Here is a 23,170-nt window from a genome sequence, read left to right on the forward strand (position 1 = left end):
AACAATTAATCTCTTTGAGTTATGTAAAGACAGTTTTACGCTTTCTGGCTAGCGAAAGATCATACTTTGAGTAAGCGAAAAAACTGAAGTTCTATGAATGGACTGCATTTTAGAGTACAAAAATGAAAAAACCCAGCGATTGCTGGGTTTCTTTATATAAAAATTACAACTAAAGTCTAATCTTTCTTTGGACGACCAGCGCGCTTACGCTCGTTTTCAGTCAGTAGCTTTTTACGAATACGAATGCTAACTGGCGTTACTTCTACCAATTCATCGTCATCAATAAATTCTAATGCTTGTTCAAGTGTGTAAACAATTGGTGGTACTAGCGTTTGTGCTTCATCAGTACCCGATGCGCGAACGTTAGTTAACTGCTTACCTTTAAGTGCGTTTACAGTTAGGTCGTTTTCACGGCTATGAATACCGATTACCATTCCTTCGTATACTTCCACACCATGACCAATGAACATGCGGCCACGTTCTTGAAGGTTAAATAATGCGTTAGTTAGTGCTTTACCTGTTGCGTTAGCAATCAAAACACCATTCTTACGTGAGCCGATATTACCGCCTTTGTGTGGACCGTAGTGATCGAATGTATGATAAATAAGACCAGAACCTGAAGTAAGCGTCATAAAGTCAGTCTGGAAACCAATCAAACCACGACTTGGAATAACGAAGTCGACACGAGTACGGCCTTTACCATCCGGGGTCATGTTAGTCATTTCTGCTTTACGCAAACCAAGTTGCTCAATCATCGAACCTTGATGTTGTTCTTCAACGTCAATGGTTAATGTTTCGAATGGTTCCATCAACTGACCGTTTTCTTCTCTCAAGATAACTTCAGGACGAGATACTGCTAATTCGTAACCTTCACGACGCATGTTCTCAATTAGGATGCCCAAATGAAGTTCACCACGACCAGAAACGCGGAATTTGTCTGGGTCACTCATCTCTTCAACACGTAATGCTACGTTGTGAATTAATTCATTTTGTAAACGCTCAAGGATGTTACGTGAAGTTACGTATTTACCTTCTTTACCAGCAAATGGTGAGGTGTTTACTTGGAAAGTCATGGTTACTGTTGGTTCGTCAACAGAAAGCGGAGGAAGCGCTTCAACAGCCGTTACGTCACAAATAGTGTCTGAAATTTTCAGTTCACCAAGACCCGTTACAGCAATAATGTCACCAGCTTGTGCAGAATCGATGTCGTGACGATCTAGGCCTAAGTAACCTAATACTTTACCTACTTTGCCGTTACGCTTTTCACCAGCTGCATTAACGATAGTCACTTGTTGGTTCAATTTAACAGTACCGCGAGTGATTCGGCCAACACCGATTACACCTACATAAGAGTTGTAATCTAGTTGAGAAATTTGCATTTGCAATGGACCATCTGGATCTGCATCTGGCGCAGAAACTTGGTCAACGATAGTTTGGAATAATGGAGTCATGTCTTCGCTAGGAACGTCATAATCCATTGTTGCCCAGCCATTGATTGCTGAAGCATAAACGACTTGGAAATCTAGTTGATCATCAGAAGCACCTAAGTTATCAAACAAATCGAAAACTTGATCAATAACCCAATCTGGACGAGCGCCTGGCTTATCGATTTTGTTAATAACAACAATTGGCTTTAAGCCTTGTGCGAATGCTTTTTGCGTAACGAAACGCGTTTGTGGCATTGGGCCTTCTTGTGCATCAACTAATAGAAGTACAGAGTCAGCCATTGACATAACACGCTCTACTTCACCACCGAAATCGGCGTGTCCTGGAGTATCTACGATGTTGATGCGGTATTCATTCCAGTTAATTGCTGTGTTTTTAGCAAGGATAGTAATACCACGTTCTTTTTCAATGTCGTTTGAATCCATTACGCGCTCTTCAGCTGCGCCACGGCTCTCTAGAGTGCCGGATTGTTGAAGAAGTTTGTCAACTAGTGTTGTTTTACCGTGGTCGACGTGAGCGATAATCGCGATATTGCGCAAATTTGCAATGGATGAAGGCATGTTTTACTCTCAAAAATGTATACGAAGGGAAAAAGCCCCTAGGATTGTTGGGCGCGGATTGTACAGATTTATTCTACAATTAGCGACAAACTTCTACATTTTGCGCCCAAAAATAATCAAAACCTTAATAAACTCTTGATTATTGGTCAATGATTTTACAAAAATGCTGTAAATGTTGCGGTTCCAAGTCGACTTCTTAGTATCCATATCATTCTTACAGGCTGACTTACCCATTCCATGAGGCGTCGGAGTCCAAAGAAATGCTACTCATCGGTTTTTGTAAACTCACCTTCAATCATCACAGAGACTTCATCACCGATATTGGGTGCGTAAATCGTCATTCCCCAGTCGGTTCGTTTAATAATAGTCGTGGCAGAAAAGCCCAAAGTGGCCTTTCCGGTTAAAGGCTGTCGTTGCATTGCGCCATTAAATTTGACGTCCAGAGTGACGGGTTTTGTTACTCCCAGAAATGTTAGGTTTCCGAGCATTTTCGCAGTTGTGTCACCTGTCATTTCTACCGATGTTGATACAAAGTTGATACTGGCAAACTGCTTCGCATTGAACCAGCTCTCGCTAGTGGCGAGCGTGTTATCAAAATCTTCTTTTTCTGGATTTGGGTAAGCGGTCTGAATCGACATCGGGTTGATGCTTGCACTGATTTTGCTTTTTGAAATATCAGAAGGAGAATAATCAATTGTAGCCTCAAAGTCGGTAAAGCGGCCGACATAGTTTGAAAGGCCAAAGTGGGACACCCTCCAGACCACAGAAGCGTGACTCAAATCTAAAGTATAATTTCCTTCAGGCATATCGCTAAAAGGGCTTTTAGCAAATACCCAAGAAATACAACCGGCGACGCTTAAAGCAAAAGTGAAGAGAGCAATTTTCAGGTAATTCATTATGTCGTTCCTTAATGTGTGTTCATGAGTCAAGCTTAGCGCTTTTTAAAGCTTAGTTAGTCATTTGTTTTGTTTCTTATTGTTCTTACTGCACTAAAAGCTAAAAATAGCTAAATTAATTAGAAAATTTATATATAACTTGAACGCGAAGCTCACCGCTTAGTTGACCCAGAATCGCATAACTTACTTCACGGACTACATATCGAAAACCACGTTGCACAGAAAAAAACAATTGGATTATTTAATAGACTAGAGTTTTGCACTATTTTGGTGCGCAATGGGATCTTGTTGGTGCAGAAATAAGCGGGGAGTTGAGGCGTACTTTAAGTCAGGGCCGCGCTACGCCAGTATTTTCAAGTATATTTATTTCATTGCTATCTGGCACGAATATCGCTTATAGTTTTCCATAGCTATTTTCAAATGCTTAATAAAGCACTTTTTAGTATTTGTATGGACCAAAACCTGTACAAGGACACTTTCAATCGGAGGACAGTATGTCAATTGAGTCGGTATTAGAACTAATTAAAGAAAGCGAAGCGAAATTTATCGATTTACGTTTCACAGATACAAAAGGTAAAGAGCAGCACGTTAGTATTCCTTCTCATCAAGTAGACGAAGACTTCTTCGAAGAAGGTAAAATGTTCGACGGTTCATCAATTGCTGGCTGGAAAGGCATTAATGAGTCTGACATGGTACTTATGCCGGACCCGTCTACTGCCGTATTAGACCCGTTTGCCGAAGAATCGCAGATTAACATTACATGCGATATCCTCGAACCTTCAACGATGCAAGGCTATGATCGCGATCCTCGCTCCATTGCTAAGCGTGCTGAAGATTATTTGAAATCAACTGGCATCGGCGACACCGTGTTGTTTGGTCCAGAACCAGAGTTCTTCTTGTTCGATGATGTTCGCTACCATACAGATATGTCGGGTTCTTTCTTCAAAATAGATGCTGAAGAAGCTGCATGGAATTCTGGTGCAGAATTCGAAGGCGGCAACAAAGGTCATCGTCCAGGTGTTAAAGGCGGTTACTTCCCAGTAGCGCCAGTAGATTCAGCGCATGACACGCGTGCTGCAATGTGCTTAGTAATGGAAGAAATGGGCTTAGTTGTTGAAGCTCATCACCACGAAGTTGCAACGGCTGGCCAAAACGAGATCGCTTGTAAATTTAACACGATGGTTAAGAAAGCAGACGAAATTCAAATCTATAAGTATGTTGTGCACAACGTTGCCGACGCTTACGGACAAACAGCTACCTTTATGCCTAAGCCAATAGTTGGCGACAACGGTTCTGGTATGCACTGCCACATGTCTATCAGCAAAGGTGGTAAGAATACGTTTGCTGGTGATAGCTATGCGGGTCTTTCTGAAGAAGCGCTTTACTACATTGGCGGCATCATCAAGCATGCTAAAGCAATCAATGCTTTTGCCAATGCTTCTACAAACTCTTATAAGCGTTTGGTTCCACATTTTGAAGCACCAGTTATGTTGGCATATTCTGCTCGTAACCGTTCAGCTTCAATTCGTATTCCATACGTTACTACAGAAAGAGCACGTCGTATCGAAGTTCGATTCCCGGACCCAACTGCTAACCCATACCTAGCATTTACTGCTTTGTTAATGGCTGGTCTTGACGGAATTAAGAACAAGATCCATCCAGGTGAGTCAATGGACAAAGACTTGTACGACTTACCTGCTGAAGAAGCGGCGCAAATTCCACAAGTAGCGAAATCTCTCGATGACGCATTAGAAGCATTGGATGCAGACCGTGAATTCTTAACAGCTGGTGGTGTAATGAGTGACGATATGATCGATGCATACATTGCTCTTAAAACTGCGGATTGTGAAAAACTTAACACATCAACTCATCCAGTTGAGTTCGAAATGTACTACAGCGTATAAACGCTCAATATTCAGTATCAGGAGTCGATAACTAAGTTATACATCGGCTTCAAGCTAACTGAATATAAAAAACTATACTAAAGCCTGTGTTTACAGGCTTTTTTTTTAACTTAAAACAGCTACACTGTAAATTCGCAACTTAGGTTATTGAAATGAATATTGTGAAGTTCTCAAAATCGACACGTTTTATGCTGCTAGTCATCGTGGGCTTAGCGCTTTCGGCTTCCGTCAACGCTGGCAAGATTTATAAAACGGTAAACGAAGACGGGACGATAACGTATTCAGATCAGCCAACACCTGGTTCGGTTGAAGTCGACTTTGCATCTAATACAACAACAGTCGTTCAAAACCCCACAAGCAGAACCAAACAACTCATAACCATCAAGAAAAAACAGGCCGTTGAGCATACGCTAACCGTTAACTCACCTGCTGTTGAAGAAACTATCCGCAACAATACAGGGACCGTAAGCATTAGTGCATCCGTAACACCAAATGCTCCAGGCCACTACGAACTCTCTTTGCATGAGAAGAAACTTCGCTCAACTTCCGGTACTTTCTTAATTAAAGATCTGCCCCGAGGAGAATATTCCTACCAAATAAATTTCGTCAGCACTTCAGGCAAGGTAATTGCATCTTCTGAAGTAAGACGCTTTTTTATGCACAAACCTTCAGCGCTAATTAAGCCTCAAAATAACAGCAATTAAAATTATCGTTGCACAGCTCATATAGAGCTTAAAAATAGTCCAACTAATGCTTAGAGGGGCTATCTGTCGTTAGTTATTTAATTGCTTGCATAAATCGCTTAATATGGTGCATTGCACAAATTTGGTGCAAATGAAAAGGGCATTATGGACGACCGTTTAGCTGCAATCAATTTATCGCCGTTTCAACTTAGAAATATGTTGAAGACAGTTGTGATCATCATTACCGAACATTTTGACATTGTCTTTGTCAACGATGCGGCTCTAGCCATGTTGGAGACTGGTGTAAAACAAATTTATGATCGTAAATTTTACGAGTTCTTTTTGGAAAATGGCATTGAGCGTTCAACCTTTGAAGAGGCCTTAAGCAACCGCGAAGATTTCAATGAAACTGAAGTACAACTTTGTTTTAAAGACGGTCGTTGCGTGCTAACAGACATTACAGCCACATGCTTCGAAGCTGAAAATGAGCGCATGATGTTGTTAGAAATTAAGCAAATAGATAAGCAGAAAAAGATCACTCAAGAAACCATTCAGCACGCGCAACAAAAAGCAGCACGCGAACTTGTACGAGGTCTGGCTCATGAAATTAAGAACCCATTGGGCGGTATTCGTGGCGCGGCGCAACTGCTTGAAAAAGAATTAACGAACCCAGAACAAAAAGAGTTCACGCAAATGATTGTCGATCAATCTGACCGCTTGCGTTCGTTGGTTGATAGGCTGCTTGGACCTAATTCCTTGCCTCAACTGCGCTGGACTAATATTCATGAAGTGATCGAGAAGGTCCGCTCCGTTGTGTTTGCAGATACGATGCACGATATTCAAATAGATCGTGATTACGATGTGTCGATTCCGGATGTCTACATTGATCCTGATATGCTGCAACAAGCTCTGTTAAATATTGCTCGCAATAGTATGCAAGCGCTCAAAACTGCGAATACCGAAAATGCGAGGATCCTATTTAGAACGCGAATAGAACGTCAAACCGTTATAAAAGGCAAGCGCCATGCGCTAAGTGCACTCATCAGTATTACCGATAATGGGCCCGGTATTCCAACCGAGTTAAAAGATACGGTGTTCTATCCCATGGTGACAAGTAAACCTAACGGTAGTGGTTTGGGCTTATCCATAGCGCAAAATTTGACGAATCACCACGATGGCAAAATTGATGTTGAAAGTTTCCCCGGGCATACAGAATTTACTCTGTATTTACCAATTAAGAAAAGGCGCGAATAGTTATGAACGAACCAGTATGGATTGTCGATGACGACAGCTCTATTCGTTGGGTTTTGCAAAAAGCATTGCAGGCCGCAAATATTGCATGTGTTAGCTTTGAAAACCCAGAGGATTTATTGCTACAACTCCAATCGGGTCAAGCACCGCAAATCATAATTTCTGATGTGAGAATGCCGCAAATGGATGGCATGACACTACTTCAAGAAATTCATCAGCATTATCCCGAAATGCCCGTTATCATTATGACTGCACATTCCGATTTAGATAGCGCGGTAAATGCCTATCAAGGAGGGGCATTTGAGTACCTACCAAAACCGTTTGATATTGATGAGGCTGTTACCTTAACCAAGCGCGCCATTGAACATGCTAACGAACAAAGTAAGTTAAAGCAGGTTCAACTTGTTAATCCTAGTGCTGAAATTATTGGTGAAGCACCAGCGATGCAGGAAGTTTTCCGTGCGGTAGGGCGTTTGTCTCGATCTTCGATTAGTGTTTTGATTAATGGACAGTCAGGCACGGGCAAAGAGCTTGTTGCACATGCTTTACACAAGCATAGTCCACGATCATCAAATACCTTTGTTGCTCTAAACATGGCAGCGATTCCTGCCGACCTTGTTGAATCAGAGTTGTTTGGTCATGAAAAGGGAGCGTTTACCGGGGCACAAGCTGCTCGCCAAGGCCGCTTCGAACAAGCCAATGGCGGTACTTTATTTTTAGATGAAATTGGTGATATGCCAATTGATGTGCAAACTCGCTTGTTAAGGGTCTTGGCCGACGGGCAATTTTATCGCGTTGGTGGGCATAACCCGGTAAGTGTGGATGTTCGCATTATTGCAGCGACTCACCAGAACCTTGAAAAACGGGTTGCCGAAGGTAAGTTTCGTGAAGATTTGTACCATCGTTTGAACGTAATTAGAATTCATATCCCATCGTTGAATGAACGCCGCGAAGATATTCCTATTCTGGCGAATCATTTTCTTGCAAAAGCAGGCAAAGAGTTAGGCGTTGAAGTTAAAACCTTGACCCCAGCGGCGGCGAAAGTCATTTCTCAAATCGCCTGGCCTGGTAATGTCCGCCAACTCGAAAATACCTGTCGTTGGCTCACTGTTATGGCAAGTGGGCAAGAGATCCATCCAGCAGATTTGCCGCCTGAATTAATGGCAGCTCCTGAGGGCTTGAAAGTGGAAGCGTCTAGCCAGGATTGGACTAGTCTACTTGCCCAATGGGCTGATGCACAACTTGCAGAAGGACGCGATAATATTCTGGGCGACGCAATGCATACTTTTGAGAAAATATTATTGGAACGCGCGTTAAAATATACCCACGGGCATAAACAAGATGCAGCTAAAAAGCTTGGGTGGGGGAGGAATACTTTGACGAGGAAATTGAAGGAGTTGGATGGTGAGCAGCAATCATAGTAGAAGCTCGTAGTGTCAACTTTCTTTACAGAAAAATAAAAAAACAGAAGAAATTTTCTTAACTATATGATTTAAATGAACTATTTTTTTTGGCTCAGTTATTGCTTTCAACATTAAGAGTGAAGTAATTCATTCCTAACTCTTACCTTCATTCTTTTTGAAGGATGCCCAGCTAAAAATAATAAAAAGCTCAAAGTAAATAAATGTTCTCGAGGTATGAAAACAATGATAAAGCTAATTAAAATTAAAACGATTCTAATGACTAGTGTTGCATTATTATCTTTAAGTGGCGCTGCAAACGCGGCTTTAATAAATTTAGATAACACTTATACATTGGCTCCGAACTTTAGTTCGCCGAGAGGCAATTTTCACCCTCAAGGTTTAGGGTATGACACAGCTTCGGGTGAATTACTTTATATGCAGCAAAACGTGAGACGCATAGATCGTTCCGATATATTTGGTGTTTTTACAGGTTCTACATCGATAGATTTTTCTCATGGAACATCTGTGGCTGCGGATTCTACAAACTATTATTATAGTAACTATACAAGCAACGCAAACGGTCCTGACTTGTATTCCAAGAATAAAATTACAGGTGTTCGCACTCAAATATCAAGTGATGTGCTCGCGTATGGAGGCTATCCAATAGATGTTAGAGACGGAAAAATGTACCGCTCTGAATATTCAACCACCTACTCATGGGCTAATTTATCTTCGATACGTATTTCTAATTTAAGTACTATTGATTCAATTGATCAAACGGTTACGTTAGATACTTTATTTGGAATCGCTGATTTTGGTATAGACTCTGTTAACAATGAAGCGTGGGTTTTGGATTACAATGCAAATGCAGCGATTCGACGTTTTGACCTAACCACGGGTGCTTTACTGGATGTTTTCGCGGTTGGAGTTGATGGATTGGATGCCGGCCTTACTTACGCCAATGGCAAGCTTTACGTATATGATTGGGTGGAAAATGGTCCAAGCACTTTGCGTTCTTACTCTGTATCAGGCGTGAATGTAGTGTCCGCTCCTGCCAGTTTACCAATGATTCTTGCCGGTATCATTGGTGTGTTCTTTATACGTAAATCAAGTATAGCGTCATAAATAGTCACATTAATTAGTAGTGACATAGACGACAGAGACGACAGAGAGCCCCCGCGTATCAGCAGGGGCTTTTTTATTAGGAGTTCCTGCGAGCAAGAGATAATCGTATATGGGAAATAATGGTTTAGTTAATGAGCAAGATACAATATGTATTTATCATCCCACGACTAAATTTGGCTTATCAACTCTTGCAAATATGAAATCTTCACATTAGACAATTGCCTGTAATCGAAGTAAGGGCATACAATAAGTTTATGCTTCATGTCGATGGCAAAAGCTTCATTCTCCCATTTAAGGCTTTTTGGCAACGCCAGCGATTTGGCATACGTTTTACCCATTATAATAATCGCTTTTGCGTAATCATGTTTTTCAAGCGCCTGCGCTTCAAAAATTAAAGCAGTGTTACTATGCGCTCTCAATAATTCTCCATCGCGATATTGCTGCCAAGTAGTGTAGTCCTTAGCAAAGGGAAAATGCGCTTGCGGCAGGGCGTACATTAATTTTGCATACACATTGAATACTTTTCGCCAGCCATTCCCACATGCATTACCTACCGCAGAAATTTCGCCATCGACAACGGAGCATATGTGAGCTACTTCGTGACGCTCATTGTGCTCAAGGGCGAAATCAAACTTGGGCCTGTTTGCCATATAGACCACTACTGAGGCTTTTTCGTTACCAAGGCCTTTACATTGCAGGCTCAAATCTATCATTTTCTACCTAATTGTTGAATGTAATTACACTGCTTCTTCAAAAGAGCAAACTGAGGCCTAAACCTAGCATGACAAATCCAATAACGAACTCTAGCACCTTCCACGCTCTGGGATTCTTGAAGATCGGGATTAGCAATTTCGCGCCATAACCAAGAGAGAAGAAAAACACGAATGAGGCAGCCACTGCGCCCACGTTGAATGCAAGTTGTTGCCCTTCGTACTGAGTTGAAATTGAACCGAGCAATACGAATGTATCTAAGTAAACATGTGGGTTTAGCCAGGTAAATGCCAAGCAGGTTAACACTGCGGTGAGTAGGCTGCCCACGTCTTTCCCCTGCGCTTTTAGGGCATGATCAGTCGTAATAGCTGATTTGAAACTGATTGCTGCATAGAAGAATAAAAATGCAGCGCCAGCGTATCTTGCGACTTGTTCTAGAAGTGGAAATTTTTGAACGACATAGCCAAATCCTGCAATACCCGCCGTGATCAGAATTGCATCCGACAACGCACAGATTAAACAAACCACGAAAACATGTTCCTGTTTTAATCCCTGTTTCAAAATAAACGCATTCTGAGCGCCGATGGCGAAGATGAGTGAAAGCCCAAGTGAAAAGCCTGCAAGTAAGACGGAAGCGCTCATGAATAGGACCTTGTGGAAAAATGCAGTGAAATAAAATTATAGGAGCCAATATAGCAAGGATACTATTTTTTTGACACTGGCTTTAAGTAGGCTAAAGTTTGTACAGAAGAATTTAGCAAGCAATCACCAAGGGTCAACTAATCTGGACGTTGATATGTTTTCTACGCGATACAGTATCACACTTCTTTTTAATGCCAATAATGGCTTTAACCGCGATGTCATTGTTGGGATTGGCGACTATTTACGATCTTCAAAGGTAGATTGGGATGTTTATCTTGAAGAAAACCCCACAAACTCAATCGATAGAATTAAGCATTGTCACTGTGACGGTATTATTGCGGATTGCAATGAGGGTGAGATTAAAAAGGCAGTAGAAAATCTCAAATTTCCTGTTGTGGGCGTGGGTGGTTCCTTTGGAGAAAAGTCAAACTATCCCGACATTCCCTATGTCGCCACCGATAATATAGAAATTGTGAGAATAGCCTATGAACATCTCAAATCAAAAGGCTTACAGAGTTTTGCATTCTATGGTTTTCCACTCGATGAGAGTTGCCTTTGGGCGGTTGAACGGGAGCGAGCGCTTTTAAATTTTTGCAAAAAAGACGGTTATGACTGCGCTATTTATCGCGGTTACTCAATGCGAGCAGATACTTGGCAACATAGTTTGGATAGCCTAGGCGCTTGGTTACTGAATTTACCGAATCCAGTGGGTGTTATATGTGCAAATGATGTTCGCGCTCGGCAATTACTTCAGGAATGCGTTCATGTACAAAAAGCGGTGCCTGAAAATATTGCAATTATTGGTATAGATGACGACGAGGCATTACAAAACTTAAATAGAGTAAGTTGCAGCTCGGTGGCGCATAACTGCTCTGATATTGGATTCAATGCGGCGAAATTGCTGCACCGGCGGATCGAAAATCCGGCCTTAAGGAGAAAGGTTGTAACAATAGCGCCCCGCGCTGTTATCCCTCGACAAAGCACGGATTTCAAAGCTCTGTGTGACCCTCATGTGATACAAGCCATGCATTATATCCGTCAAAACGCATGCAGAGGCGCAAAAGTAGGGCAAGTATTAGATTTTGTGGGCGTTTCTCGAACTAATTTGGAGCATCGCTTTAAGTTGGAATGCGGTCATAGCATTCATACAGAGCTGCACAGGCAAAAACTAAATCGAGCATGTGAGTTATTGACAAAATCTAACATGAGCTCACAGAAAATTTCTATCGCTGCAGGGTATCCCTCTTTGCAGTACATGTATGCAGTATTTAGGAAGCACTTTGGTGGAACACCCAAAGATTACCGCGAGAGAAATATCCAATGACTATTTCATTTTTTTGACATTCAATCGGAGAACAAGCGTTTCTGATATTTTATCTTGAATAGCTTGTCTATTCGGGTCCCAATAGATTTGTAGGAAACCTAGTAGACCCGTCGCAAAGCCAGCACCATAGCCGCCGTATCGACCAAAGCTTTCCCACAAAGAAGGGTAGTTTCCATCTAGTTTCACTACTTCAATACCGAGTAGTTTTTTACCTATGGTTTGCCCGCGCCACCATGCTGTGAATACACTAAAGTAGAGCGCCGCCCAACCCAATCCAAGGCCGAGATCCGACATAATTCCTTTAAGCCATTCAATAACACTATAAACGGGACTTTCTGCCTGCGTTGGCTTGCTCGGTTGTGTGACTTCTAGTACGTCGGCATTATAGGCGTTGCGTTCTTCATTGAATGTACTTACAAATTTATTCATGAATAACGATTTGTTCTCATCGCTCCATTCTTTTTGGGAAATAATATCACTGGCGGTTGCGTTAATATCTTCTACCGGAATTTCCAAAGCGGCGGCCCCAATTGCAGCGCCTTCAGAAAATTCTAGCAAGCACTCACTATCGCCACTGCATTTTATCTCTATTAGTTCCGATGCTAGATCAAGCAGACTTCTCATCGTTTCTTCGTTTTCTTGTATTTGAGCGGATTCGCTCAACGGAGTGTTATCGATACTCGCAGAATCCGAGATAATGGCATACACAATAACGAAGATTAAGACGGCGGCGCTGCCTCTTAGTGAAAGTCGAATTAGGTTGAAGTTTTTTTGCTGCTTTAAACGGTTTCCCGCTTTGAAAAATGTAAGGGCAACAAAGCCAGCCAGAATCAAGCTGCTAATTCCGGTGAGAACTGTAATTAGGAGCATATCTATCAGGATCGCGAATCCTCGACGAGTTGGGGTTGCGAGAGCTTGCCCTAGCAAATCTGGCGAGACAGTAAAGGCATAGGGCGTCACTACTTCACGAGTTTCTTTGCTGTTTAAGCTCTCCGTTTTTTGTGGAGTATCTATCGGCTCTGATGAATCAACATATTCTGCTATTTCGATTTCTGTACTGGCTTCAGCGTTAGGTTCAACAGCTGAGTGCGTTTCAATTTCAAGTGCAGCTTTTTCTACCTCGGGTTCAGCTCCCAAGCCAACTTCAGCCCCCAATCCAAGATCTGCTCTCATCCCAACTTTAGGTTTAGCATTCATTTTAGGGTCTTCTGAAACCTCAACATCTGTTTTGGGTTGAGTAGTTATTTGGGGTTTAACCTTTATTTCAGGTTCAACGTCAAATTCGGATTCAGCAGCTGCTCTATGGTCCACAATTTTATCAACTTGCAACTCTGTTTTAGAAACAGTACGAGGCTCATGAGAGAGCTTCTCTTTCCTTTTCTCTTTATCAGATCCCTGTTGCTGATCTATATCAGGATCCCCTAGGTCAAAAGATTGTTGTGTTGGTTTATCCATAGAGGTCATATCGAGTCCGTTTATTACTTATTTGTTTATTGTTTATATAACTTTTTGTACATTTTAATTGAAGCGCCATGCGATAAAACGACTTGCTTTTGCACCTTGTGCCATGTCGATGGTTTTGCATTCAATGGCACCCAGTTTTTCAGCTAATTTAACTAGTGGGGCGACATTGTCTTTCTTTGACAGCAAGGATGTAAACCACTTAATTTGATCTTTAAACTCAACACTTTCATTCATCATGTTTTTCACAAACACAAATTCGCCACCTTCACACCAAAGCTCACTATTCTGCCCACCGAAGTTGAGTGATGACTGATTTTTTGCTGTTGAATCTTTGCCGCGACGCTTCTCGCTGTGCCTAGCCAAATTCTTGTTTTTCTTTCGGCTGCCAGCCATAGCAGCTTCTGCAGACTCATGAAATGGTGGATTACATAAACTAAATTCATACTGTTCACCTTTTCCCACTATGCCAGAAAAAATGGATTGGCTTTGTTTTTGAAAGCGTACTTTAACTAATTTGCGTAGATTTGGGTTTGATTCAGCTATAAGTTTAGCGCTGTTGTATGACGCTGGGTTGATATCACTTCCTACCATGCTCCATCCGTAACTCTGACTCGCGACTATCGGATATATCAAGTTAGCGCCGGTCCCAATATCTAAACCTTTATTGGCTTTTCCGTTCGGGATCGTGCCTTTATTATCATTTGCTAGTAAATCAGCAATATAGTGAATGTAGTCAGCGCGACCGGGAACTGCAGGGCATAGAAAACCGTCTGGAATGTCCCAATGTTCAACTTGATAGTACTGCTTCAGCAAAGCTGCATTTAATGCTTTCACAGCAGAAGGTTGTGAAAAGTCGATGGTTAGCTTACCAACAGGGTTTGGCGCTAAGAAATTTTTCAGTGAAGAATGTAGGCTTGCCAACTTAACAAAATCATAGCCGCCATTGTGCAGATTTCTTGGATGCATTTCGGCTTTTTTACTAGTGCCTTTTGCATGTTTTAAGCGTGCAGGTTTCGTTGCTGTATTTTTCATAGTAGCCCTTTTTTAGCAGAGGCAACTCGCTGCGCTGAGACTTTGTTAGCGGAAGTTCGTTTTTTGTCTGAACTGGCATGTGCTGATGTCATTTTTCAATCACTTAAATACGCTTATAAGCGGATAATCCTCGCATTCTATAACAAACTGGCCTGTAAATCAGATACTAATGTTGCAGGCGGGGGGCTGTTCATCGGCACTTTGTCTTTGTATGTTTTAACGCGCTGTACATGCAAGGTCGGGTAAAGCGTTGGATTTTCCAGAACGAAATCGATGCGTGGGTGTTGCTGAATTGTCTCATCTAGCCATATATCGAGGAAATTCGGCTCCATTGGCAGAAAGCATGGAAACGCTTTGTCGTGATAAGGTTCCATTTTGGGGTGTGAATCACGAGTTATAACCGCGCAGCTATATTTATTATTTGAATGTTTGCGATAAAGCACGCCCAGTGCAAAAACGTCATCGCTTTGCATGTAATATTGATGTTTGGTTTTTCCGACAAATTTTGATTCTCCAATAGCCGTTGCGAAAGTAATTGCTCGGTATTTGTGTAGTGCGTGCTTCCAAAAAGGGCTACTTAAGTTTCGGGCATTGAAGGTTGTTCTTTTGCCGACAAGCAATCCATTTTCGCTGTCAACACAATCAAACCACCAAGTCGCGGACACTTTCTTCAAAGCTCCGTCTTCACGAATGAGGATGTCAATTGTTCTATCTGGATTTTGACCAAACGCAGGGTAAAACACCTTTTTCTCTCCCTTTGGGAAAAAGGGTAAATAGTCTGAAAAATCCGGCTGCTGCATCACTGGACTGGGATGCTCACCATTGACTTCAATGTATCCACACATACTATTCTCCCAAGATGAACTATTTGAAATGTTCGCATTCTATCTTATGACTATTGAGCTTGAGATCCAATCGTATCTTTACTGTTCACTGCCATTGTTTATACTTAGCCATCTTAGACCTTCACATTGAAATATTGTAAATGAACAAAGACCACAAGCATCAGCATGCCTGTTTAGAATGCGATCTGCTTATTACAATGCCAGATGTGATTTCGCATCGGACCAATGTTCATTGCCCTCGATGTGATCACAGCATCGCGTTTGGCCACAACAACGCCAGACAGTATATTTTAGCAATGACCATAACAGCCTTAATCTTAATGTTTGTCGCCTGTTCTTTTTCATTTATTTCGTTTTCTTCAAGCGGCCAGGTCCGCAGTATTAACTTGCTTCAAACATTCACTGAATTGTATGCTCAAGAGTATTACTTCGTCGCTATTCTCGTGTTTGCCTTTATCATATTGCTCCCAACGCTTTATTTAGTCGCTATCATGCTTATTATTTTCTCAAGTTACCGGAGAGTCGAGTACCTGCCGACGGCGTGGCTTGGTGTCATGATGAGCTATATCTTGCCATGGTCGATGGCTGAAGTATTTTTGATAGGTGTGTTGGTGGCGTTAATTAAAATGATATCGATGGCAGATATAGCACTTGAATCGTCGTTTTGGGCTTATGTCCTTTTTGCTCCCTTATTTACACATATAGTCTCTGTTATAGATAATCATCGTTTGTGGAGATGGATTGAACAGGGAAAGGTATCAATTAATGATTAACAAAGCTCAAGCAAAAACAGCTAGAAGCCGAGGCCTTACTAATTGCTTAGTCTGCCATCAATTATCGCCAATATCGTCAACTCATTGCCGTAGATGTCATAGCCCTATCTCTTCGCGGATAAATAACAGTGTGCAAATATCATTTAGCCTGTTGCTGACTGCCGCGCTACTTTATATCCCAGCGAATATCTATCCTATTATGAGCACAGAGCTATTAGGTGATAAAACTGAAAGCACTATTATTGGAGGCGTGATCTTGTTCATAGAGCATGAATCGTATTTTATCGCTGCGGTTATCTTCATTGCTAGTATCATTGTCCCCATAGCTAAAATGTTCGCCTTGGCTTTGCTGTGCTACTCTGCGAGTCGAGCGGATCGAATCAAGCAATATGAGCTTACGAATCTATATCGCATCACAGAATTTATTGGTAAATGGTCTATGGTTGATGTATTCGTGGTTGCTATTTTAGTCGCGTTAATACAATTAGGTGGGGTAATGTCTATAGAGGCTGGTATAGCCGCCACCGCATTTGCAGCCGTGGTCATACTCACCATGATCAGTGCGCATCAATTTGATACAAGGCTCCTTTGGGATAGAGTGGATGAAGAATGACTAGCGATAAGAATCAAGGAATAGAAGAGTCTAACAATGTGACAAGCGATACAGATCATGAAGTGCTAAGTAGTGCCAAAAATAATGCTTTGAATGAGAGTGACGACATCGAGAATGAGAAAACCGAGCATGAGACTAAAAACGTTGACGATAACGAAAAAGCTGACGATATGCTTAGTCAAACGAAAAAAGGCGACAACGATGGAGCAAGTCCCGTAATTGTGCCCAAATCTCGCTTCTCAGCAATTTGGATCCTTCCGATACTTGCCGTGCTTATTGGCATAGGAATGATATACAACGATTGGCGTAACAGAGGTGTTCAAATTCAAGTTGCATTCCAAACAGCTGAAGGTTTGGTGGCGAAGAAGACCTTATTAAAAAACCGCAATGTTGATATTGGCTTAGTTAAAAAAATTAAATTCAGTGAAGATAAATCTCATATCTTAGTCGATATTGAAGTTGATAAGTCAATGGATTCATTCCTTGTTGAAGATAGCGAGTTTTGGGTTGTTAAGCCTCGTTTTGGTGCGACAGGTATTACTGGTTTTGGTACATTGCTGTCCGGTGCTTATATTGAAGTGTCACCGGGTCAGTCAAACATAGAGAGTTTAGAGTTTACGGGGCTTGAAACACCACCTGTGACATCCTTGAACGCCGATGGTATTCACCTCAAACTGATTTCTAGCGGAACTAAACCTTTAAAAGTTGGAAACCCGGTCTTACACAAAGGCTTCGAAGTAGGTGCCGTTGAAGCAAAATACTATGACGATCTTGAGCAGGAAGCGCATTATGATATTTTTATTCAAGCGCCATTCCACAATTTAGTGACAGAAAACACCTCATTTTGGAACGTAAATGGGCTTTCTATTACAACTTCTTCTCAAGGCGTCAGTTTAAATATGGCCTCTTTAGACGCATTGGTCGCAGGTGGCGTAGAGTTTGGTTTGCTTGATGACGCGCAACCGGGCGATGGGGTCGCCCAGAATCATCAATTTCAAGTTTACGATTCATTAGCGAGTATTGATGAACAGCGTGACTATAAATATATCGAATACGTGATTCTGGTAGAAGACAGCGTAGGCGGCTTGCATAAAGGTGCGAGTGTCGAGTATCGAGGTATTCGAATTGGCACTGTTAGCGAGCCTTATATGGAGTTTTGGGGGTTTGTTGATGTTGCTGGTGTGGTGAAAGATGATCGCATTCCTGTCGTCATCAAGCTTGAACCAGAAAGACTGATGAAAAAAGGTTATGTATCCATCGATTTATTCCGAGGAATGGTTAATGACTGGATAAAAGATGGACTGACGGCATCAATTGAGAGTGCTAATTTTATAACCGGTAGTTTGAAAGTCACGCTAGAGCCAAATGGCGAACCCGTAGCTTCAGTTCAGAAATTTGAGGAATATACTGTTATCCCGTCTGCGCAAGGTGGCTTTGCTAGCTTAACGAAGAAATTAGAAAATATTCTTGGTGAACTTGAGAAGTTGCCATTGAATGAGTCCTTGGCAAATCTCAATGGTTTAATGACTGCGGCAGAGAAAACACTGCAAACCACAGATGGCGCAATTCAAAAAGCGAGCACAACATTCACAATGCTTGAAAATACATTAGTGGAGCTACAGGGCACATTGAAAGGGCTACAACCCAATTCTGAAATATACCGCTCGGTTGAACAAATGATCAAGAAAATTGAAGTCACTTTAGATGAAATTAAACCTTTCGTTAAAGAAGTCACTAACCAACCCAATTCACTTGTGTTTGGCCAGCCAGCAAGGGTTGATAAGCAGCCTAAATCAGCTAAAAAAGAAGGCAAATAGTTATGCAAATAAAGAGTCTGTTAATAGTGTTTTGCCTTTTCCTTTCGGCCTGCAGTACTACAAAACAAGCACCTGATACCACTTATTATCTCTTTGATGCTGAGCCTGTTGCGCAAAAGCAAAAAATCGCGAAGCCCAGAGTTTTAGTTAACAAAGTAAAGGTGCCTGATTACTTGAGTACGAATCAATTGGTTATGCGCGATAGTGGGCACATACTTATTAAAGCTAATTATCATAGTTGGGCAGATAGTTTGGACGAAGCTATACAGCGGGCATTGCTTAACGATCTTAATCACCTTAACTCTGAGAAGGAGTTTGTGATTGCATGTAATGATTGCGTCAGTGTGAATGTGACAGTCGATCATTTCTACCCATCATCGGATGGTAAATTGTTATTGTCGGGCTCTTTTGAAGTAGCAACAAAGAATGATCAAAACACAATTTCACGCTTTCAGCTACTGGACGAACTGCACGGAAATGGCTACGCCAATGCGGTAAAGCAGATGAGGCAGCAAGTGGCGCAATTAGCGATTCAAATTAATGAGAGTATTGAATAAGTTGTTGAGGAAAACTTTAAGATAGCGCTATTTTATCAATTGGTTGCATATTACTGTGCAGAGTTGACTGCCATTTTTACTACGTAAAATAAGCATTTACCTAAATGTATTAAGCTTGAGTTCAATGAGCTTTTGCCAAGTGACCATATAAGTGGGGTTCAAGTCAAACCCCCATATCACTTCTTTTTAATTTCAATTTTTAAAACGAAGACGAACAATGAGCAATAGCCCAAATGCTATGATGGCGATAGTAGAGGGCTCAGGAACTTGGGTTGTTCTCGCTGCAAGGCCAAATCCACGTACATTATTCAATTGCACTCTATTAGCTCCATCGAAGTCCATCCGCTCTAAGCCACCATTAGCCTCTTGTACAAATAGATAGCCATTTTCAGTATCTACTGCTACACCTAATGGATTCGAAAAGGTGTTTGCAATTATTTCTAAGTTTGACCCATCTAAGTTACTTTTATAAATAGGGCCACTACCGTTAGATACTGTAAAAAGTTTGTCTATTTCTTGGTTTACTTCCATTTGATGTAGGTTTCCTGACAAGCCTGAGACTAATGTTGTTTGTGAACCACCAGAATAGTCCATCGTTTTTATTGATTGGTTGGCTCCGAAATCGCCCACATAAAGAGTTTGGGTGCGGTGATCAGTTGTAATCGCTCCGATAGACATAGTTATAAAAGAATTGTCAATTTGTGTCACATTTGAACCGTCCAAATTCATTCAAACAAGTCCTTCTGAACCATCAAAATCACTAAAAACGAAACCATTAACGTAGTCAATCGTAAGCGAACGGTTAATCGATGACGCATTAAAAATTCTTGTCAGGTTACTGCCATCGCCATCCATAGACCAAATACCTCGCAAAGCAGATGGTCCACTGTAAAATCCGAAAAATAAGGTATCATTCAATGGATTATAATCCATTGTTCCGGCGTTAAAACCAACATTATGGCTATTGAGTAAATTTCCGTCCACATCAAACTCATTGATCGCGCTATCGAAACCGGCTGAGAAAATAGTTGTAGCGAAAGAAGGGATTGTAACTAAGATTGACCCTATTAAAACAAGCAATCGTACCATCGTTTTGGTTTTTAAAATCATTATATTATCCTAAGTTATTTTGGTGACAGCTATTAACTATTTACTTGTTACACTAAATATGTGAACCAATGAGCCATTTTTATCGAATGTTTATTTGCGCTCAAAAAACTGACAAGTCATTGACTTCGTACTCGTAATGCAAGTTAGCAATAAGTGCGCCAGACTTTAAGTTGCTGTTCTATTTGGTAATATAAATTTCACAATCCTGATGTGTAAATTATTCTGACATATAGCATAGGATGTCTAAAATATTGTACACCACTAAATCAATGCCAACTTTGCAATAAGTAATGTGTAAATATACTGTATGTGTCAAACCACCAAATATTGCAGTGGATATCCTAAAACTAATAGGGCCATTGTATGGGACAGCATCACTCATTCGGCTCGCCAATTTATTTCCTATTGATACCAATTTAGAGTGCTTAGGCTAGATTAATTTGCCCTTGAAAAAGGTGTATCGACAAGAAGTTGTTAACTTTTTCTATTGGACTGTGTTGCCCAAGAACTCACCACTACAACAAAAATAATGTCCCCAAGCCCAAGAACGCAACAAAGCCAACAATATCAGTAACCGTGGTCAGAATAACCGAACCAGATAGTGCGGGATCAATCTTCAACTTATCCAATATTACAGGTACGAACACACCCGCAAATGCAGCGGCGACGATATTCAAAAAGATAGCTATGGCGATAACAGCTCCTAACAACGGATCACTAAACCAAGCATAGGCTACGGCACCAATAACAAGCGCCCAAATGACGCCGTTCAAGCCGCCCACTTTCAATTCTTTTACGAGTAAAACCATCATGTTGGCAGGTGTGACTTGCTTCAAAGCCAGACCTCGAATTATCAAGGTTAGCGTTTGACTACCTGCGATACCGCCCATACTTGCTACGACTGGCATCAAAACAGCCAAGGCTACCACTTGCTGCAGGGTAGCCTCGAACATGCCAATAAAAGCACTCGCTAAGAAGGCTGTGAGTAAATTAATGCCTAACCAAATAGCGCGTGCTTTTGCACTGCGACGCACAGGCGAGAACAAATCCTCGTTCTCATCCATACCTGCGCCAGCCATTAATTGACGTTCGTAATACTCTTCGCTTAATTCAGAAGCGGTCGTCACATCAATTCGCCCCAGCAGTTTTTTGTTTTCATCCACTACCGGTAAAGCAGCATAGGTAGAAAACTGTACGTCCTTCGCCGCCTTTTGCCCCTCGTCGGTGGCATTGATAACAGGGAAGTCATCTAAAGCAACGTCAACTAATGGAACATGCTCAGGCAAGGAATATAGCTTGGCAATGGGCACTGCTTCTGAGAATTGCCCAGAACGGTTAACTAGAAATATCGTATCTGTGTGGCGAGGCATCTCTCTGCGAATTAAGCGAATGCCTTCACGCACTCTTGCGTTCAGAGGTAAGACTAAAAAATCATGGGTGATCCAGTGACCTACTTGGTCTTCGGGATATTGATTCGCCTCGGTAAAGTATTGGCGTTGAACTCTATCCATCGCTGTATAGGCACGTTCGACTAACTCTTCAGGAAGTGAATCGGCGAGTTCCAGGAGATCTTCGGCATCGATATCTATGAAAAGTTTGTCCCACTGCTCTGGCTCAGTCGCCTGCACTAGAACTTCACGAGGGTCGCCCCTCATGGCAATTAGGATATCGAGTTTTTTGTGATCAGGAACCGTCTGCCAAAGACTTAAACGTTCGCCAATCGGCAAAGATTCAAGCAATAATGCCATTTCATCTTCATCGGCCTGTGCAATGATGGATGTGAGCCCGATTCCGCTATCACTTAATTCGGAATGGCTAATGACCTCTTCGATCAAATCAGGTAATTGTTCAGACACAGAGGTTCTCCGTTAATGCTTGTGGCAATGCGCGTAGATTCCCATCTAAACATATAAACTGCAACGGAAATCTGTGCTTTTTTAAAGAAAATAATAAGGGAAGGAGGCTTGAATGTTCCCTCTCTGATTGGCTGAATTGTTTCGTAATGAACTAGTTTACGATGTTAAGCGCTTCGCCGCTAACAAAGGCTTCTATATTCTTCACAACTTGATTAACTAAACCTTGCATAGACTGCTGGCTAGCCCAAGCTGAATGAGGAGTGACAATACAATTCGCTAGCTTATTGAGTTGCATGATTGTTGAATCATCAGCAGGTGGTTCTTCTGGCGCAACATCAAGCCCTGCACCAGCTATCTTACTATTCGACAAAGCACTTTGCAGTGCGCTTAGGTCAACGATTGAGCCTCGTGCTGTATTGATCAGCAAGGCATTACTGCGCATTTGTTTTAAAGTTTGTGCATTAATTAAATTCTCAGTTTCAGATGTAAGCGGGCAGTGGAGGCTTACTATATCTGAGGTTTCGAGTAAGTCGGACAATGCAACGAGGGTTTCGCCATCCATATTTTCACGACCACTTACACTGTGAAAAATAACTCGCATGCCAAAGGTTTTTGCAAGTCGCGCTACTTCTTGTGCTATTGCACCCGTGCCAATTAAACCGATTGTACTGCCATGTAAATCGAAAATAGGAGTGTTATGAAAACAAAACTGCTCAGAGGCTTGCCATTTTCCTGCACTGATATCTTCGCGATAGGCAATTAAATTACGTCGTAAAGCTAAAATCATCGATAACACATGCTCACTTACAGAGCGAGAGGCATAAGCGGGTACATTGCTCACGCTAATGCCATGTTCGCGAGCCGCATCTAAGTCAACAGTGTTGGTACCGGTGGCAGTAATCGCAATGTGTTTAAGCTGTGGTAGTTGTGAAAGCACTTGCTTATCAAGCATTACTTTATTCGTAATAACAATATCTGCGTCACGGACTCGTTCAAGCGTTTGATGAGCACTGGTTTTACCGAAGTGAATCCATTTGTGCGGAAATTGAGGTGAAGGAACAAGCACGTTGTCGGCAATCGTGGCACTGTCTAAAAATACGATCCTATGCATCTTGTTTCCCTCTATTATTCGCCTCTATTATTGGCCTCAATTATTGC

Annotated in this window: 21 protein-coding genes; 10 read left to right on the plus strand and 11 right to left on the minus strand. The window is 41.7% G+C overall.

The genetic code is table 11. The features are described 5' to 3' along the window. Window positions 1-176: 176 nt before the first annotated feature. Together typA and ACKLNX_RS06315 are read right to left on the minus strand one after the other, a co-directional pair. Entirely contained in the window at window positions 177-2,006 is a 1,830-nt protein-coding gene (gene typA / locus ACKLNX_RS06310; protein ID WP_412971684.1) for a translational GTPase TypA, read from the minus strand. A 263-nt stretch (window positions 2,007-2,269) separates the two neighbouring features. Further along, window positions 2,270-2,902, minus strand: coding sequence for a YceI family protein (locus tag ACKLNX_RS06315; protein WP_412971685.1), 633 nt, complete (start codon window positions 2,900-2,902; stop codon window positions 2,270-2,272). Window positions 2,903-3,396: 494 nt separating this feature from the next. Here ACKLNX_RS06315 and glnA point away from each other — a divergent pair, with 494 nt between their 5' ends. The 5 genes from glnA to ACKLNX_RS06340 all read left to right on the plus strand — a co-directional run bounded on the left by glnA (window position 3,397) and on the right by ACKLNX_RS06340 (window position 9,268). Further along, window positions 3,397-4,806: a glutamate--ammonia ligase gene (glnA, locus tag ACKLNX_RS06320; protein ID WP_412971686.1), complete on the plus strand. Its 1,410-nt coding sequence runs from the start codon at window positions 3,397-3,399 to the stop codon at window positions 4,804-4,806. A gap of 152 nt (window positions 4,807-4,958) precedes the next feature. Continuing rightward, complete coding sequence (locus ACKLNX_RS06325; protein WP_412971687.1) at window positions 4,959-5,510, plus strand: DUF4124 domain-containing protein; 552 nt, start codon at window positions 4,959-4,961, stop codon at window positions 5,508-5,510. A 144-nt stretch (window positions 5,511-5,654) separates the two neighbouring features. Next, the gene (gene glnL, locus ACKLNX_RS06330; RefSeq protein ID WP_412971688.1) at window positions 5,655-6,743 is read left to right on the plus strand and encodes a nitrogen regulation protein NR(II); all 1,089 of its coding nucleotides are present in this window, start codon (window positions 5,655-5,657) and stop codon (window positions 6,741-6,743) included. 2 nt (window positions 6,744-6,745) lie between these two features. Further along, a complete protein-coding gene (glnG, locus tag ACKLNX_RS06335; protein ID WP_412971689.1) occupies window positions 6,746-8,161 on the plus strand; it encodes a nitrogen regulation protein NR(I) in 1,416 nt (471 codons plus the stop codon). Window positions 8,162-8,386: 225 nt separating this feature from the next. Continuing rightward, the gene (locus ACKLNX_RS06340) at window positions 8,387-9,268 is read left to right on the plus strand and encodes a hypothetical protein (protein ID WP_412971690.1); all 882 of its coding nucleotides are present in this window, start codon (window positions 8,387-8,389) and stop codon (window positions 9,266-9,268) included. A 167-nt stretch (window positions 9,269-9,435) separates the two neighbouring features. Here ACKLNX_RS06340 and ACKLNX_RS06345 read toward each other — a convergent pair whose 3' ends face one another. Next, complete coding sequence (locus tag ACKLNX_RS06345) at window positions 9,436-9,981, minus strand: DUF6942 family protein (RefSeq protein WP_412971691.1); 546 nt, start codon at window positions 9,979-9,981, stop codon at window positions 9,436-9,438. Window positions 9,982-10,018: 37 nt separating this feature from the next. Next, complete coding sequence (locus ACKLNX_RS06350) at window positions 10,019-10,621, minus strand: LysE/ArgO family amino acid transporter (protein WP_412971692.1); 603 nt, start codon at window positions 10,619-10,621, stop codon at window positions 10,019-10,021. Window positions 10,622-10,775: 154 nt separating this feature from the next. Here ACKLNX_RS06350 and ACKLNX_RS06355 point away from each other — a divergent pair, with 154 nt between their 5' ends. Continuing rightward, window positions 10,776-11,945, plus strand: coding sequence for a XylR family transcriptional regulator (locus ACKLNX_RS06355; protein ID WP_412971693.1), 1,170 nt, complete (start codon window positions 10,776-10,778; stop codon window positions 11,943-11,945). Here the strand turns inward: ACKLNX_RS06355 and ACKLNX_RS06360 are convergent, their stop codons facing one another. The 3 genes from ACKLNX_RS06360 to ACKLNX_RS06370 all read right to left on the minus strand — a co-directional run bounded on the left by ACKLNX_RS06360 (window position 11,946) and on the right by ACKLNX_RS06370 (window position 15,286). Beyond that, on the minus strand, window positions 11,946-13,400 hold the full coding sequence (locus tag ACKLNX_RS06360; protein ID WP_412971694.1) for an RDD family protein: 1,455 nt from the start codon (window positions 13,398-13,400) through the stop codon (window positions 11,946-11,948). It lies immediately after the preceding gene. 63 nt (window positions 13,401-13,463) lie between these two features. Next, entirely contained in the window at window positions 13,464-14,441 is a 978-nt protein-coding gene (gene rlmF, locus ACKLNX_RS06365; protein WP_412971695.1) for a 23S rRNA (adenine(1618)-N(6))-methyltransferase RlmF, read from the minus strand. A 137-nt stretch (window positions 14,442-14,578) separates the two neighbouring features. Beyond that, window positions 14,579-15,286, minus strand: a complete 708-nt coding sequence (locus ACKLNX_RS06370) for an SOS response-associated peptidase family protein (protein ID WP_412971696.1) — start codon at window positions 15,284-15,286, stop codon at window positions 14,579-14,581. A gap of 140 nt (window positions 15,287-15,426) precedes the next feature. Here ACKLNX_RS06370 and ACKLNX_RS06375 point away from each other — a divergent pair, with 140 nt between their 5' ends. The 4 genes from ACKLNX_RS06375 to ACKLNX_RS06390 all read left to right on the plus strand — a co-directional run bounded on the left by ACKLNX_RS06375 (window position 15,427) and on the right by ACKLNX_RS06390 (window position 19,046). After that, on the plus strand, window positions 15,427-16,059 hold the full coding sequence (locus tag ACKLNX_RS06375) for a paraquat-inducible protein A (RefSeq protein WP_411692805.1): 633 nt from the start codon (window positions 15,427-15,429) through the stop codon (window positions 16,057-16,059). A 130-nt stretch (window positions 16,060-16,189) separates the two neighbouring features. Beyond that, window positions 16,190-16,672, plus strand: coding sequence for a paraquat-inducible protein A (locus ACKLNX_RS06380; RefSeq protein ID WP_412971697.1), 483 nt, complete (start codon window positions 16,190-16,192; stop codon window positions 16,670-16,672). Then, window positions 16,669-18,489, plus strand: coding sequence for an intermembrane transport protein PqiB (gene pqiB, locus ACKLNX_RS06385; RefSeq protein WP_412971698.1), 1,821 nt, complete (start codon window positions 16,669-16,671; stop codon window positions 18,487-18,489). The genes ACKLNX_RS06380 and pqiB overlap by 4 nt, the downstream gene beginning before the upstream one ends. 2 nt (window positions 18,490-18,491) lie before the next feature. After that, entirely contained in the window at window positions 18,492-19,046 is a 555-nt protein-coding gene (locus ACKLNX_RS06390) for a membrane integrity-associated transporter subunit PqiC (protein ID WP_412971699.1), read from the plus strand. Window positions 19,047-19,238: 192 nt separating this feature from the next. Here ACKLNX_RS06390 and ACKLNX_RS06395 read toward each other — a convergent pair whose 3' ends face one another. From ACKLNX_RS06395 to ACKLNX_RS06410, 4 genes are all read right to left on the minus strand, one after another. Then, on the minus strand, window positions 19,239-19,775 hold the full coding sequence (locus ACKLNX_RS06395; RefSeq protein ID WP_412971700.1) for a PEP-CTERM sorting domain-containing protein: 537 nt from the start codon (window positions 19,773-19,775) through the stop codon (window positions 19,239-19,241). Beyond that, window positions 19,776-20,156 carry a hypothetical protein gene (locus ACKLNX_RS06400; RefSeq protein WP_412971701.1) on the minus strand — a complete coding sequence of 127 codons (381 nt, stop codon included), beginning with the start codon at window positions 20,154-20,156 and terminating at the stop codon, window positions 19,776-19,778. It abuts the gene before it with no gap. A 515-nt stretch (window positions 20,157-20,671) separates the two neighbouring features. Continuing rightward, on the minus strand, window positions 20,672-22,012 hold the full coding sequence (locus ACKLNX_RS06405; protein ID WP_412971702.1) for a magnesium transporter: 1,341 nt from the start codon (window positions 22,010-22,012) through the stop codon (window positions 20,672-20,674). A 151-nt stretch (window positions 22,013-22,163) separates the two neighbouring features. After that, window positions 22,164-23,123 carry a D-2-hydroxyacid dehydrogenase gene (locus ACKLNX_RS06410; protein WP_412971703.1) on the minus strand — a complete coding sequence of 320 codons (960 nt, stop codon included), beginning with the start codon at window positions 23,121-23,123 and terminating at the stop codon, window positions 22,164-22,166. Window positions 23,124-23,170: the final 47 nt, after the last annotated feature.

Origin of the sequence: Glaciecola sp. MF2-115 (assembly GCF_047250385.1) — a bacterium.
In the GTDB taxonomy this organism is placed as follows: Bacteria; Pseudomonadota; Gammaproteobacteria; order Enterobacterales; family Alteromonadaceae; genus Glaciecola.

Excerpts from the sequence above, each read along its gene's own strand:
- typA (WP_412971684.1), bottom strand. The coding sequence starts at position 2,006 with ATGCCTTCATCCATTGCAAATTTGCGCAATATCGCGATTATCGCTCAC.
- ACKLNX_RS06315 (WP_412971685.1), bottom strand. The coding sequence starts at position 2,902 with ATGAATTACCTGAAAATTGCTCTCTTCACTTTTGCTTTAAGCGTCGCC.
- glnA (WP_412971686.1), top strand. The coding sequence starts at position 3,397 with ATGTCAATTGAGTCGGTATTAGAACTAATTAAAGAAAGCGAAGCGAAA.
- ACKLNX_RS06325 (WP_412971687.1), top strand. The coding sequence starts at position 4,959 with ATGAATATTGTGAAGTTCTCAAAATCGACACGTTTTATGCTGCTAGTC.
- glnL (WP_412971688.1), top strand. The coding sequence starts at position 5,655 with ATGGACGACCGTTTAGCTGCAATCAATTTATCGCCGTTTCAACTTAGA.
- glnG (WP_412971689.1), top strand. The coding sequence starts at position 6,746 with ATGAACGAACCAGTATGGATTGTCGATGACGACAGCTCTATTCGTTGG.
- ACKLNX_RS06340 (WP_412971690.1), top strand. The coding sequence starts at position 8,387 with ATGATAAAGCTAATTAAAATTAAAACGATTCTAATGACTAGTGTTGCA.
- ACKLNX_RS06345 (WP_412971691.1), bottom strand. The coding sequence starts at position 9,981 with ATGATAGATTTGAGCCTGCAATGTAAAGGCCTTGGTAACGAAAAAGCC.
- ACKLNX_RS06350 (WP_412971692.1), bottom strand. The coding sequence starts at position 10,621 with ATGAGCGCTTCCGTCTTACTTGCAGGCTTTTCACTTGGGCTTTCACTC.
- ACKLNX_RS06355 (WP_412971693.1), top strand. The coding sequence starts at position 10,776 with ATGTTTTCTACGCGATACAGTATCACACTTCTTTTTAATGCCAATAAT.
- ACKLNX_RS06360 (WP_412971694.1), bottom strand. The coding sequence starts at position 13,400 with ATGGATAAACCAACACAACAATCTTTTGACCTAGGGGATCCTGATATA.
- rlmF (WP_412971695.1), bottom strand. The coding sequence starts at position 14,441 with ATGAAAAATACAGCAACGAAACCTGCACGCTTAAAACATGCAAAAGGC.
- ACKLNX_RS06370 (WP_412971696.1), bottom strand. The coding sequence starts at position 15,286 with ATGTGTGGATACATTGAAGTCAATGGTGAGCATCCCAGTCCAGTGATG.
- ACKLNX_RS06375 (WP_411692805.1), top strand. The coding sequence starts at position 15,427 with ATGAACAAAGACCACAAGCATCAGCATGCCTGTTTAGAATGCGATCTG.
- pqiB (WP_412971698.1), top strand. The coding sequence starts at position 16,669 with ATGACTAGCGATAAGAATCAAGGAATAGAAGAGTCTAACAATGTGACA.
- ACKLNX_RS06390 (WP_412971699.1), top strand. The coding sequence starts at position 18,492 with ATGCAAATAAAGAGTCTGTTAATAGTGTTTTGCCTTTTCCTTTCGGCC.
- ACKLNX_RS06395 (WP_412971700.1), bottom strand. The coding sequence starts at position 19,775 with ATGAATTTGGACGGTTCAAATGTGACACAAATTGACAATTCTTTTATA.
- ACKLNX_RS06400 (WP_412971701.1), bottom strand. The coding sequence starts at position 20,156 with ATGATTTTAAAAACCAAAACGATGGTACGATTGCTTGTTTTAATAGGG.
- ACKLNX_RS06410 (WP_412971703.1), bottom strand. The coding sequence starts at position 23,123 with ATGCATAGGATCGTATTTTTAGACAGTGCCACGATTGCCGACAACGTG.